9 protein-coding genes are annotated in these 14374 nt (G+C 53.3%); 8 read left to right on the forward strand and 1 reads right to left on the reverse strand.

The features are described 5' to 3' along the window. Positions 1-34 precede the first annotated feature (34 nt). Positions 35-1450 (forward strand): argininosuccinate lyase, encoded by a 1416-nt coding sequence (gene argH / locus BMY11_RS11745; protein ID WP_090575573.1) that lies wholly within the window; start codon positions 35-37, stop codon positions 1448-1450. 76 nt (positions 1451-1526) lie between these two features. Here argH and BMY11_RS11750 read toward each other — a convergent pair whose 3' ends face one another. Further along, entirely contained in the window at positions 1527-3062 is a 1536-nt protein-coding gene (locus BMY11_RS11750) for a VanW family protein (protein ID WP_177182600.1), read from the reverse strand. A gap of 234 nt (positions 3063-3296) precedes the next feature. Between BMY11_RS11750 and ftsE the strand changes: the two genes are divergently transcribed. The 7 genes from ftsE (at position 3297) to uvrA (ending at position 14345) form a co-directional block, all read left to right on the forward strand. Continuing rightward, positions 3297-3983: a cell division ATP-binding protein FtsE gene (gene ftsE, locus BMY11_RS11755; protein WP_177182601.1), complete on the forward strand. Its 687-nt coding sequence runs from the start codon at positions 3297-3299 to the stop codon at positions 3981-3983. Continuing rightward, a complete protein-coding gene (ftsX, locus tag BMY11_RS11760; RefSeq protein WP_090575582.1) occupies positions 3973-4890 on the forward strand; it encodes a permease-like cell division protein FtsX in 918 nt (305 codons plus the stop codon). The genes ftsE and ftsX overlap by 11 nt, the downstream gene beginning before the upstream one ends. Positions 4891-4902: 12 nt before the next feature. Next, complete coding sequence (locus tag BMY11_RS11765) at positions 4903-6087, forward strand: murein hydrolase activator EnvC family protein (protein ID WP_256217413.1); 1185 nt, start codon at positions 4903-4905, stop codon at positions 6085-6087. 154 nt (positions 6088-6241) lie between these two features. Further along, a complete protein-coding gene (locus BMY11_RS11770; RefSeq protein WP_090575584.1) occupies positions 6242-7711 on the forward strand; it encodes a S41 family peptidase in 1470 nt (489 codons plus the stop codon). Between the two features lie 102 nt (positions 7712-7813). Then, the gene (locus tag BMY11_RS11775; RefSeq protein ID WP_090575586.1) at positions 7814-9124 is read left to right on the forward strand and encodes a PDZ domain-containing protein; all 1311 of its coding nucleotides are present in this window, start codon (positions 7814-7816) and stop codon (positions 9122-9124) included. A 275-nt stretch (positions 9125-9399) separates the two neighbouring features. Next, positions 9400-11403: an excinuclease ABC subunit UvrB gene (gene uvrB / locus BMY11_RS11780; protein ID WP_090575589.1), complete on the forward strand. Its 2004-nt coding sequence runs from the start codon at positions 9400-9402 to the stop codon at positions 11401-11403. Positions 11404-11456: 53 nt separating this feature from the next. After that, positions 11457-14345: an excinuclease ABC subunit UvrA gene (gene uvrA, locus BMY11_RS11785; protein WP_090575592.1), complete on the forward strand. Its 2889-nt coding sequence runs from the start codon at positions 11457-11459 to the stop codon at positions 14343-14345. The last annotated feature ends 29 nt before the right edge of the window (positions 14346-14374 follow it).

Raw genomic sequence — 14374 nt, forward strand, 5'->3', positions numbered from 1 at the left:
GACCTCTTGCGAAAAATAAAGGAGTGCACCTACTGTGAGTAAATTGTGGGGCGGCCGGTTTACGAAGAAAACCGACCAACTGGTAGAAGAATATACGGCATCGATTATGTTTGATAAACAGCTTGCTGAAGAAGATATTCAAGGCAGTTTGGCGCATGTCACGATGCTCGGCAAGCAGGGGATTCTGCCGCTTGATGATGTGGAGAAGATCAAGGATGGCTTGCACCGCGTCCTACAGCGCATCAAGCGCGACGATATTGAATTCTCCATCTCCGATGAAGATATTCATATGAACATCGAGAAGACGCTGATCGACGATATCGGTCCGGTCGGCGGCAAGCTGCATACCGGCCGCAGCCGGAACGATCAGGTTGCGACCGATATGCACCTGTACTTGCGCAAACGTGTCGTCGAATTCGTCGACTTGCTGCAGAAGCTGCAGGCGGCGCTCGTGGAGCAGGCGAAAGCCAATGTCGACACGATCCTGCCGGGCTATACGCATCTGCAGCGTGCGCAGCCGATTCTGTTCGCGCACCATATGATGGCGTACGTGTCCATGTTCGGCCGCGATATCGAGCGTCTGCAAGATAGCTATAAGCGTGTGAACACATTGCCGCTTGGCGCAGGAGCGCTTGCGGGAACGACGTTCCCGATTGACCGCCATTTTGTAGCGAGTCAGCTGAAGTTTGACCGCGTGTACGAGAACAGCCTTGATGCTGTCAGCGACCGCGATTTCATCTTGGAATTCTTGTCGCAAGCGTCGATCATCATGATGCATCTCTCACGCCTCAGCGAAGAGTTCATCCTGTGGTCGAGCACAGAGTTCCACTTCGTTGAGCTCGATGATGCGTTCTGTACAGGCAGCAGCATTATGCCGCAGAAGAAGAATCCGGACGTGCCGGAGCTTGTTCGCGGTAAGACAGGCCGTGTCTACGGCAATCTTGTTGGCCTCTTGACGGTGCTGAAGTCGCTGCCGCTTGCGTACAACAAGGACATGCAAGAAGACAAAGAAGGCATGTTCGATACCGTGAAGACGCTGCAAGGCGCGCTTCAATTGTTCGCGCCGATGGTAGCGACAATGAAGGTGAACAAGGAGCGGATGCGCCAAGCGGTCAACCAGGATTTCTCGAATGCGACAGACATTGCCGACTTCCTCGTGAACAAGGGCTTGCCTTTCCGCCAAGCGCATGAAGTCATTGGCAAGACCGTATTGTACTGCATCCAGCAGGGCAAATACTTGCTCGATCTGACGCTGGACGAGTTCAAACAATTCTCTACGCTGTTTGACGATCGCATCTATGCCGTTCTGCAGCCGGAACAGGTCGTTAACGCCCGTAACGTCTACGGCGGCACTGCGAAGCCGCAAGTGACGGAAGCAATTGCTCGCGCTGAAGTGGAGCTTGCTGCGACAGCAGCATGGGTCACGGAATACGTGGAGCGCAGTCGCTAATAAGTGAAAGCCCGTTCGAGTCCTCACCGCTGATCGATAATCAGCAGTGGGGCTCGAACGGGCTTTTTTTGGTTGCCTACTGCCCAACCCCATCCTCCAGCAGCGGCTTCTCTTTGGCAGCTCCGCCGCCATGCAGCTTCGCCTGCTCTGGCGATACCGCGTAGACGACCGGCTGCGCTTTGTACACATCCCGCGAGATTCGCGTGCGGGACACTTGCTTGCCGCCGACCTTCTTGATGCGGTACGTCTCGACGACATAGCCTGGCTTGCCTTCGGTCACGAGCTGACGCTCACCGCGCACAAGGCCGACCTTTGCCATTTCCTTCACCGGCGGCACAACGGTGCCGATCGTCGCTGACTCCAGCGAGTAGGACACGCCCTGCGGCATCGTGCCGAACAGCTTCACCGTCAGCTTGCGCCCTTCCACGACGGTGCGGATGAGCAGATGCTTGCCAGTTGTGTTCTCGAAGCGAAAGTTAATCGCATCATCTGCGTAAGTCGCATCACGCCCCAAGGGCAGGTAGGCGACCGGCAGCGAATGGTTGCGGCGCTCAACCATATCGAGTCCCGCCAGCAGCACCGCATTATAGAGTGTGCTCGACACCTGGCAAATGCCGCCGCCAATGCCGGGCACGAATGCGCCGTTCAGAATGACCGGCGCCTGGCGGTATCTATACTGCTTGTTCGTCTGCTTAATGACGGTACTGTAATCGAAGACCTCACCAGGCGCCAGATCCCAGTCGTTTAGCGTGCGTGCTGTCATCGTCACATTATAAGCACGTCCCGCGCCGCTGGTCGCAAACTCCGTCGTGAAGGCGACAAGCAAGCGGTCGATACCCTCGCCTTTCAGCCGATCAAGCGTCACATTGGGATGCACCGCCTTTAGCGCGAGCGGCCAAGTCATTGGCTTCATTGGAGTTGTCCCGTCACTAACCTTCCAATTGTCGCGCAGAGCAGCCTCGACCGCCGTCACTGCGTGAGCAAACATTTTTTCCGTATCCAGTCTGTACGCATCTTTATGTGGCCAATAGACGACCTCATCCTGAGTCGTAATCGTCCGCTTCGCATTGACCGGCTCACCCGTATTGAGATATCCCCACTGGCTCTGTACCCGCTGCACAAACTTATTCCGATCGAAAGCCACTCTAATTGCGAGCTCCCTCGGAAAATTCCACCGGTAGCGTGCGCGGTCCCACATGCTGCCTTGCTTCAGCTTCTCAATGGCACTCTGAGCATCCGCTATACTCACCGAAATCCCCAGTTCGGCTAACGTCCAAGTCCGCTTCTTACCATCCTTCGTCGTGCTACTGCCAATCTTCATTGCACTGCCGCCGTCAATCGTCACCGCAAGCTGTTCCAGCGCTTGCTTCCGGGAGGCAAGCAGCTGCAGAGCTTCAGTTTCCTTCATTCCTCCAACGACGAGAGCGGCGTCGCTTTTCAGCAGCGTCTGTTGCTTCGAAAGTCCTGTGCCGTCCTTCGCAAGCACAATGCTCACCTGCTTCGGAACCGACTTCTGCGCCGTATACGTCCATACAAACCCTGTGCCGACAGATAGAAGAAGCAGGCACACCGCAATAGCGGTCCAGATCAAATGCAGCCGTGTTAATTTCATAACGCTAATCACCTCGGACAAGGATTCGTACATGTATATGCGCCGAGAATGAATTTTTGCCTATGAATTGTCCACTTCCGAACGGTTGTCGAAAAATATTCCGTCTTTTCGTATGTTCCGTCGTAAATTTGCACCATGAGAAATATGAAAAATGCAGAAAACGGTACTTTGGTAGAGGATTTACCGAAAACATGTCGAATAGTAATAAGCTGACTACCTACAGGATGTGATATTGTGATTGAACTGCAAGACATTTGGAAGACGTACGTTGATGGCACTCACGCGCTTCGCGGTGTTTCCGTCCGTATAGACCGCAACGAATTTGTATATTTGGTCGGGCCTTCCGGGGCCGGGAAATCGACATTCATGAAACTCATCTACCGTGAAGAAATTCCGACTAAAGGTCAAATTTCCGTTAACGGTTTTAATATCGGTAAGCTGAAGCCACGTAAGATCCCATATGTACGCCGCAACATCGGTGTTATTTTCCAAGATTATAGACTTCTTCCGAAGATGACTGTGTACGAGAATATTGCCTTCGCAATGGAAGTTATCGAAGCACCGCGCCGCATCATTAAGAAGCGGACGATGGAGGTGCTTGAGCTTGTCGGCTTGCGCGGCAAGCATGCCAGCCTACCTCAGCAGCTGTCCGGCGGGGAGCAGCAGCGGGTCGCGATTGCACGGGCAATTGTGAACAACCCGGCTGTCATTGTAGCGGACGAGCCTACGGGCAACCTCGACCCTGAGACCTCATGGGGCATTATGAATTTGCTCGAAGAAATTAATTTCCGCGGCACCACCATCATCATGGCCACGCATAACAAAGAGATCGTCAATACGCTCCGCAAACGTGTCATCGCCATTGAGAACGGAATGATTGTGCGCGATGAACTGAGAGGAGAGTACGGGTATGAAAGCTAGTACCGTGATCCGCCACTTGCGGGAAGGGCTCAAGAATGTGGTGCGTAACGGATGGATGACGTTCGCTTCTGTCAGTTCAATCGTCATTTCCCTCTTTATTTTAGGGGTATTTCTACTGCTTGCTATGAACGTCAATAACTTGGCGAACCAAATTGAGAGCCAGGTTGAAATTCGCGTATACCTGCAGCTGAACACCGATCAAGCGAAGATTAGCGAGCTTAAGAATGCAATCGGTAACATTCCGGAAGTGAAGAGCGTCGAGTTCGTCTCGAAGGATCAAGGACTTGAACTGCTTCGGAAGAGCATCGGTGCTGACGGCGCCGAGCTGCTGGAAGGCTATGATGCGACAAACAACCCGCTGCCGGACTCGTTCACGGTTGAAGTGTTCGAGCCGCAGAAGATTGCTTTCGCGGCAAAGCAGATCGATGCGATCAGCAAAGCGGACGAAACCAAGCCGATAACGAGCGTCAAGTACGGCAAAGGCACCGTCGAAACGCTGTTTAAGATTACGAATGCCGTCCGGAATATCGGTCTTGTCATCGTAGCGGGACTTGGACTCACTGCAATGTTCCTGATTTCCAATACGATTAAGATGACGATCCTCGCAAGACGCCGTGAGATCGGCGTGATGAAGCTTGTAGGCGCGACGAACAATTTCATTCGCTGGCCGTTCTTTATCGAAGGTGCGCTGATTGGATTAATGGGTTCCTTGGTAACCATTGCGTTTCTATTATTTGGCTATTCCCGCCTCGTGGAAGTGTCCCAGTTTGAGCTTGGCCTTATGATGATCAAGCTCGTGACGCTGAAGGAAGCTGGCTTCTACGTTTCCTTGCTCATTCTTGGCTTGGGTACATTGATCGGCATATGGGGCAGCACATTGTCTGTGCGCAAATTTTTGAAAGTGTAGGTGACGGTGAGCGTGAATGCAAGCGTGAGGAAAGGGCTTATTTTCCTAGTTGTCATCGTATTCGCTGGCTTTATCTTCCAGCCTTATCAAGGAGAAGCTGCTTCGCAGGTCGATAAGATCAACCGGGAGCTTGCACAAGTTCGTAAAGAAATGGGCGCTGCAACCCATAACCGCAATCAAGCGGCCAAGGACAAAGAATATGTGCTTTCGATGAAAGCGAAGACGGCGAAGTCGGTCGATGAGGTTTTGAAGCAAATTAATGATGTGAGCACGCAGCTTACGAGTGTGCAGACGCAGATTGAGACGACGGAGTCGAATTTGCAGCTGGCCGGGACGGATTTAGAGGCGGCTGAGAAGAGGTTGAATACGCGGGACAAGCTGCTCAAGTCGCGCATTCGTCTCATGTACACGAACGGGGTCGTTTCTTACTTGGACGTGTTGCTCAGTGCGACGAGCTTTGGCGATTTCCTCGACCGGATGGATTCGCTGCAATCGATTCTTAGCCAGGATCAGGACATTCTGGAGAATCACAAGAAGGATAAAGCGACAATCACTGCCAAGAAGAAGGAAATCGAGCAGTCCCTTGGCGATGTGAAACAGATGTACGGCAAGCTGGCTGACTATCATGACCTCTTGAAGGACAAAGAGAACGAGAAGGAAGTCATGGTTCAGAAGTATAGTGAGCAGGCGGAAGAGCTCGAAGAAATCAGCGACGACCAGGAAGAGATGCTCATTAAGCTGGCAAAGAAAGTATCTGAGCTTGAGTCGAAGAAGCGCAAAATCAAAGTGTATTACACAGGCGGCAAGCTGGGCATGCCTCTTCACGTGAGCTATCATCTATCCTCGCCGTTCGGTTACCGGATTCACCCAATCTCGGGCAAACGGAAGCTGCATACTGGTATGGATATGGCCGCACCAAAAGGCACGTCGATCTATGCGGCGGAGTCGGGTATCGTCCTCGTTGCACAGTGGATGGGCGAGTACGGCAACTGCGTAATCATTGATCACGGCGGCGGCTTATGGACGATCTACGGACATATTCGCAATGGCGGCATTATGGTCGAGAAGGGCCAGTCGATTAAGCGAGGCCAGAAAATTGCCGAGGTTGGAAGCACGGGTAACTCGACGGGCAACCACTTGCATTTCGAAGTGCGCAAGAATGAGGAAGCTGTCAATCCAGCGCCTTATCTGAGATAAATAACGGATGGGAGCATGCCTACGCGGGCAGTGGCTTCATTCGAACAGACAACGCCGTACCTGATGCAAATAATTGGGTACGGCTTGTCGTATACTAGGGAAGATGTTCCGCTCATATAACGAGCATAGTGCAGCGGTAGAAAGGAGTGTTCATGTGCAGTTCAAAGGACGGACAGTGGCGGCGTTTATATTGCTCACGATGGCGGCTTCAACGCTAGTAACCTTGACGGTTGCCGACCAATTCATCACAATCGAGAGCAGCCGTACAGCAGGTGCGGCGTCATCGGAATCGTCTATGAGTAACAGTGGATTATCCACGAAGGAGCTCCAGAAATTAAACACGGTGCTCGGATTAATTGAGAACAAATATTTTCGCGAAGTGGATCGGACAAAGGTGCTCGACGGCGCTGTGAACGGGATGATGGAGGCGCTCGGAGATCCCTATTCGGTTTATATGAAGAAAGAGGTTGCGCAGCATTTCTCGGAGTCGATTGAAGGGTCGTTTACTGGAATTGGCGCGGGCGTGCAGCTGAAGGATGGCAAAATCACGGTAGAATCTGCGATTAAAGGCTCTCCGGCGGAGAAGGCAGGCGTGCTGCCAAACGATGTACTGCGCTCGGTGAACGGGGTATCGCTGAACGGCTTATCGCTGAACGATGCGGTAACGAAGATCCGCGGGCCGAAGGGTTCGAAGGTCAAGCTCGTCATCGAACGGGCAGGGCATGCACAACCGCTGCAGCTGACGATTGTGCGGGATGATATCGACTACGAGACGGTCTATGCGCATCTGCGGAGCGATGGCATTGGTATCATTGAGATTCGCCAATTCTCGCTCAATACGGGTGATCGCTTCGCGGAAGAATTGGCCAAGCTCGAGAAGCAGCATTTGAAAGGGCTCATCATCGACGTGCGCGGCAACCCCGGCGGCGTGCTGCCAGTCGTTGTATCAGTTGCGCAGCCGTTCGTGCCGAAAGGCGAGCCAATCGTACAGGTCGAGGATAAGACCGGCCATCGTGAGAAGACGCTCTCGAGCGGGACAGGCAAGAACTATCCGGTCGCTGTGTTGATGAACAAAGGGAGCGCAAGCGCATCGGAGGTGCTAGCAGGCGCTCTGAAGGAAGAGGCGCATGCGGTGCTTGTCGGCGAGACGTCCTTCGGCAAAGGGACGGTTCAAGTGAGCTATGACAAGGTGCTGGCAGATGGCAGTCTGGTGAAGATGACGATTGCGAAGTGGCTGACACCGCTCGGCAATTGGGTACATGAGAAAGGGCTGAAGCCTGACGTTGAAGTGCTTCCGCCAGATTATTATACGGTTGCACGTCTGGATAAGACGAAGACGCTTGCGCCGGATACGATCGACGAGAATACGAAGAGCCTGCAGATTATGCTCTCGGGTCTTGGGTACAAGGTAGATCGTAAAGATGGCTATTACAGCAAGGTTACTCAGCAGAGCGTGCAAGCTTTCCAACAGAAAGCAGGCCTGCCTGTAACAGGCTTTACCGATAAAGCGACCGCGGAGAAGCTGGAAGAGCTGCTCGTTCAGAAGGTTCGCGATGAAGCGAGCGATACACAGCTGCAAAAGGCGGTTAGCGTCTTGGAGCAGAAGCTCGGTGTAGCCAATTAAAGGGTTTGCAGGAGATTGCGGGTTAGGCGTCGAATAGTAAAGAAGGTTAGCTCCGATAATCGGATGCAACCTTCTTTTTTTATGTTAAGGGAGTGATAAGCGTTGGAAGCAGCATTACAATTACTTCGCCTGGCAGGGTCGGCGGCGGTCGGACTTTTGCTTTCCCCATTCTATTATGTAGCTGTGCTGCTCATCATGCTTCAATATATGCGTCAAACGAGGCTGGAACGAAAGCTGTTCCATGTCCGTTTGCGAGCTTGGCCGAATCAATTGGTCCGAACGATGCTGGCAGGTCTTGCGGTCGGAGTTGTTATGTCCCTTGCAGGACTGTTTCTCGGTGTAACGATAACAGGAGAAGCGGTATTGTGGATGTGGGGGACGGCAGCAGTACTCGTTCTCGTGCGTGTGCGATATTTATGCTTCGCGTACAGTGTAGGCGTGCTTGGGGTGCTGCAGTGGATTATTGGTTGGACGCCGCTGGCTGACCGGACGGACTGGCTTGGTTCTGTGGCGGCTTCAATGGCAGGACTCGATATTCCAGGCCTGCTTGTGCTCGTCGCGCTCATGCATTTGGCGGAGGCGCTGCTCGTACGCTGGCAGGGCGATCGCTTCGCGAGCCCGCTTTTCTTGGAAGGCAAACGTGGCAAAATTGTCGGCGGCTATACGCTGCAAGGCTACTGGCCGGTACCGATGCTGATGCTGGTGCCAGCTGCGGCGGGCAGCGGCACAGATTTGTCGCTACCGTGGACGATGCTGCTAGACGGCAGTGCCAACTGGAACAGCGGTCTTACGATGATTGGGTTCCCGATGATGATCGGATTCAGTGAATTAACTCGCAGCCTGCTGCCTGCGGCGAAAGCGCGCAGCGCCTCGAAGGGGCTGCTGATCTACGGACTCGGTGTTGGCATTACCGCCGTGCTCGCTTCATTCTGGTCGCCGCTCACCTTGGCAGCTGCGCTCGGCGCATTGCTGCTGCATGAAGCGCTCGTTGCAATCAGCTATTTTACGGAGGAATCAAGCTCGCCTTATTATGTGCATACTGATCAAGGCTTACGGGTGCTCGCGGTAATTCCGGGCACGCCAGCCGAGGCGATGGGGATACAGACGGGTGAAATTCTGCATAAAGTAAACGGCGTTAAGATTCGTACGAAAGAAGAGCTGTACGCAGCGCTGCACGTCAATTCCGCTTTCTGCAAGCTTGAGGTGCTGAATCACGAAGGGCAAATCAAATTCATTCAGCGAGCACGTTATGCAGGCGAACACCACCAGCTTGGCGTCGTGCTTTCGCCAGATGATAAAGCGGATGTGTACGCGGTTGCGGCGCCGGCTTCGCTCTTCGATCTGCTTCGTCAGAAGCGCGCTTCGAAATCACGGCAGGCAGGCGTGTCGACGACAACAACGACGCCGTTATAAATTTATTGAGTTGATGGATGGAACATCCCAGGGGACCGCTGCTTGTCTAGCGGTACTGGGGTGTTTTTTTAATTGTATAATTCGGGACAAGAAGCTGTAACCTTTCATTGCATCGGCTGCCCTGAATCGGTATAATAAATACATTATGGGAACACATATTCTTATGTATCAAGGTAAGATGAAATTTGCAGGGTAATCTATTTTTTACGTGTATATTGGGCATACATTTAATAGAACTTTTTCATAGAAAACGTAGGATTGGGGTGTAGGAAGAGATGAATGAGCATCAAAACGGGAGCAAGCTCTTCGAGCTGAAGTCGGAATACCGGCCGCAGGGCGATCAGCCTAAGGCGATTCGGCAGCTTCTTGAGGGCATCGAGGCTGGTGCCCGGCATCAGACGCTGCTTGGCGCAACCGGAACAGGGAAGACCTATACGATTGCGAACACCATTGAGAAGCTGAACAGGCCGACGCTCGTTATTGCGCATAACAAGACGCTTGCCGCGCAGCTGTGCAGCGAGTTCAAGGAGTTTTTCCCGGACAACGCGGTTTCTTATTTCGTCAGCTATTATGATTATTATCAGCCGGAAGCCTACATCCCGTCCTCAGATACATTTATCGAGAAAGATTCGAGCATCAACGATGAGATTGATAAGCTGCGCCACTCGGCGACGAGCTCCTTGTTCGAGCGTCGAGACGTCATTATCGTAGCCAGCGTATCCTGCATTTACGGCCTCGGTTCTCCGATGGAGTATGGAAAGCTCGTGCTGAGCTTACGGGTAGGGATGGAGAAGTCGCGGGACGAAATTCTTCATAAGCTTGTCGACATCCAGTACCAGCGCAATGATATTAATTTCATTCGAGGGACTTTCCGCGTGCGCGGCGATATAATCGAGATTTTCCCGGTTGCGAATAACGAGCGCGCGATGCGTGTCGAGCTGTTCGGCGACGAGATTGAACGGATTACGGAGATCGATGTACTGACTGGCGAGGTCATCGGGGAACGTGATCATGTCGCAATTTTCCCAGCATCTCACTTCGTAACGCATGAAGATACGATGAAGGTAGCGCTTAAGCACATCGAAGCAGAGCTGGAAGAGCGCCTTGCAGAGCTCCATGAACAGGGCAAGCTGCTTGAAGCGCAGCGTTTGGAACAACGGACACGGTACGATCTGGAAATGATGGCGGAGATGGGCTTCTGCAGCGGCATTGAGAACTACTCGGGGCCGCTGACATTCCGTGAGCGGGGGGCGACGCCTTATACGCTGATGGACTATTTCCCTGATGATCTACTGATCATCATCGATGAGTCGCATGTTACGCTTCCGCAGATTCGGGCGATGTATAACGGTGACCGTGCGCGTAAGGAAGTGCTCGTGGATCACGGCTTCCGTCTGCCGTCCGCGATGGACAACCGGCCGCTTCGCTTCGAGGAGTTCGAAGGCAAAGTAAAGCAGGTCGTCTATGTATCGGCAACGCCAGGACCTTACGAGTTGGAACACTGCCCGACAATGGTCGAGCAGATTATTCGTCCGACCGGCTTGGTTGATCCGACCATTGAGGTACGTAAGACGAAAGGGCAGATCGATGATTTGCTAGTCGAGATTCGTGATCGGATCGCTAAGGATGAGCGCGTGCTGGTGACGACGCTGACGAAGAAGATGTCAGAGGATCTTACTGATTATTTGAAGGATGTCGGGATTAAGGTCCGCTACTTGCACTCGGATATTAAGACACTGGAACGCCTTGCGATATTGCGTGACCTGCGGATAGGCGTGTTCCATGTCCTTGTCGGCATTAACTTGCTGCGGGAGGGTCTCGACTTGCCGGAAGTTTCGCTTGTAGCGATTCTCGATGCGGATAAGGAAGGGTTCCTTCGCTCCGAACGGTCACTTATCCAAACGATGGGCCGTGCGGCGCGTAACTCCGAAGGCCGCGTTATTATGTACGCGGATAGGATCACGGATTCTATGGAGAAAGCGATTGGCGAGACTGAGCGCCGCCGCACCATTCAAACCGCCTATAATGATAAGCATGGGATTACGCCGCAGACGATTCGCAAGAAAGTGCAGGACGTCATCGCGGCGACCAAGGTTGCCGAGCAGAAGAGCGATTACCTCACCGGCGTAGGCGTCGAGAAGATGTCGAAGAAGGAACGCCAATCGCTGGTGCAGCGCTTGGAAGCGGAGATGAAGGAAGCGGCGAAGGGCTTGCAGTTCGAACGAGCCGCGGAGCTGCGCGATGCGCTGCTTGAGCTGAAAGCCGAGCTCGGGATGTAGCGATTATTGATAGATTTCATGTACTTGAAGTTTCCTTTAGGAGGATTAAGTAAATGGCTAATGATTCAATCGTCATTAAAGGGGCGCGAGCCCATAATTTGAAGAACATCGATGTGACGATTCCGCGTGATAAGTTCGTCGTTCTGACAGGGCTTAGCGGCTCGGGCAAGTCGTCGCTTGCTTTTGACACGATCTACGCCGAGGGGCAGCGCCGTTACGTCGAGTCACTCTCCGCCTATGCGCGTCAGTTTCTCGGACAGATGGAGAAGCCTGATGTCGATTCCATTGAAGGCTTGTCGCCGGCGATTTCCATCGACCAGAAGACAACGAGCCGTAACCCGCGTTCTACCGTCGGTACGGTAACAGAGATTTATGATTACTTGCGGCTGTTGTTCGCACGTGTCGGCACGCCGCACTGCCCAGAACACGGCATAACGATTACATCCCAGACGGTTCAACAGATGGTGGATCGGATTATGGAATATCCAGAGCGGACGAAGCTGCAAATTCTCGCTCCTATCGTTTCAGGACGCAAGGGCGAGCACACGAAGCTGCTAGCTGATGTGCAGAAGCAGGGCTTTGTGCGTGTCCGCGTAAACGGAGAGCTGCGCGAGCTTAGCGAGAAGATTGAGCTTGAGAAGAATAAGAAGCATAACGTCGAGGTTGTCGTTGACCGGATCGTCGTGAAGAGTGACATCCACAGCCGTCTTGCAGACTCGCTGGAGACCGCGACGAAGCTCTCAGGCGGCCAAGTCATCGTCGATGTGATGGAGAAGGAGGAGCTGCTGTTCAGCTCCAACCTGGCATGTCCGGTGTGCGGCTTCAGTATCGATGAGCTGGCTCCGCGGATGTTCTCGTTTAACAGTCCGTACGGTGCTTGCCCGGATTGTGACGGCCTCGGCGCGAAGATGATCGTGGACCCTGATCTGCTCGTTCCAGACGGCTCGAAGTCGATTGAAGAGGGCGCATTTGAAGCATGGGCAGGCAGCACATCTAACTACTATCCTCAGTTTCTTGAGTCGGTATGCCTTCATTACGGCATTCCCCGTAATGTACCGATTAGCGAGCTATCATCTGAACATATGAAGAAGCTGCTCTATGGAACGGGCGGCGAGCGAGTCCGGTTCCGTTACGAGAACGACTTCGGCCATTCCAAGGAAGCACATGTGCCTTTCGAAGGTATAGTGAACAACCTGGAGCGCCGTTACCGGGAAACGGGCTCCGACGGCATCCGCGATCATATCGAACAGTACATGAGCGCGAAGCCTTGCGGAGGCTGTAAAGGCCATCGTCTGCGTAAGGAAAGCCTTGCTGTTACAATCGGCAGCCAGAATATCTCGCATGTCACGGCCCTCTCCATCGGTGAAGCGGAGCGTTTCTTCAATGGACTGAACCTGACTGAGAAGGAACGTTTAATCGCTCATCTCATTCTGAAAGAAATCAACAGCCGTCTTGGCTTCCTGGTAAACGTCGGCTTGGAATACTTGTCGTTGAACCGTGCAGCAGGCACACTTTCCGGTGGTGAGGCGCAGCGAATTCGTCTAGCGACTCAAATCGGCTCGAGCCTGATGGGCGTTCTATACATCTTGGATGAACCGAGCATCGGCTTACATCAGCGCGATAACGATAAGCTCATTCAGACACTTGAGCATATGCGCGATCTAGGCAATACGCTAATCGTCGTCGAGCATGATGAAGATACGATGCTCGCATCCGACTACATTATTGATATTGGACCAGGCGCCGGCGTTCACGGCGGTCAAGTTGTTTCCATGGGGACTCCGGCAGAGGTAATGGCGGACGAGCAATCGCTCACAGGCGCATACCTCAGCGGCCGCAAGTTTATTCCGGTGCCGCTGAAGCGCCGTGAGACGAGTGACAAGTGGCTGGAGGTTCGCGGTGCGAAGGAGAACAACCTGCGTGGTGTGAATGCGAAGATTCCGCTTGGCGTATTTACAGCGGTAACTGGCGTTTCCGGCTCCGGTAAGTCGACGCTCGTGAACGATATTTTGTACAAGACGCTTGCCCGCGACTTGAACAAAGCAAAGGTTCGCCCAGGTGAGCACAAGGAGATTCGCGGAATCGAGCATATCGAGAAGGTCATTGATATCGACCAATCGCCGATCGGGCGTACCCCGCGCTCGAACCCAGCGACGTATACCGGCGTATTTGACGATATCCGCGATCTGTACGCGTCGACGACCGAAGCGAAGGTACGTGGCTATAAGAAGGGCCGCTTCAGCTTCAACGTCAAGGGCGGACGCTGTGAATCGTGCCGCGGTGACGGCATTATTAAGATTGAGATGCACTTCTTGCCAGACGTCTATGTGCCGTGCGAGATTTGCAAAGGCAAACGCTATAACCGCGAGACGCTTGATGTGAAATATAAAGGTAAGAGCATCGCGGAGTTGCTCGAAATGACGATCGAGCACGCATGCGAGTTCTTCCGCAATGTGCCGCGCATCCACCGCAAGCTGCAGACGCTGCTCGACGTTGGTCTCGGCTACATGAACCTCGGCCAACCGGCTACGACGTTGTCCGGAGGCGAAGCGCAGCGCGTGAAGCTGGCGGCAGAGCTATACCGCCGCAGCACTGGCAAGATGCTCTACATCCTCGACGAGCCGACAACCGGTCTCCACGTCGATGATATCGACCGTCTACTCGTCGTGCTCCACCGACTAGTCGACTCCGGCGAGTCTGTGCTTGTTATCGAGCATAACCTTGATGTCATCAAGACAGCCGACTATCTGCTCGATCTTGGGCCGGAGGGCGGCAACGGTGGCGGAATGATTGTGGCAACAGGCACTCCTGAGGCTGTCGTTAAAGTTGAAGGCTCCTATACAGGCCGCTACTTGAAGCCTATTCTAGAGCGCGACCGTGAACGCACCATTGCGAAGCAGCGCGAAGTGGAAAGCGTTGCGGCTGCAGGCATCGAGAACTAACAATTATAGCCCTTCTGGACAACGAAGAC

Origin of the sequence: Paenibacillus sp. OV219 (assembly GCF_900110075.1) — a bacterium.
GTDB lineage: Bacteria > Bacillota > Bacilli > Paenibacillales > Paenibacillaceae > Paenibacillus_Z.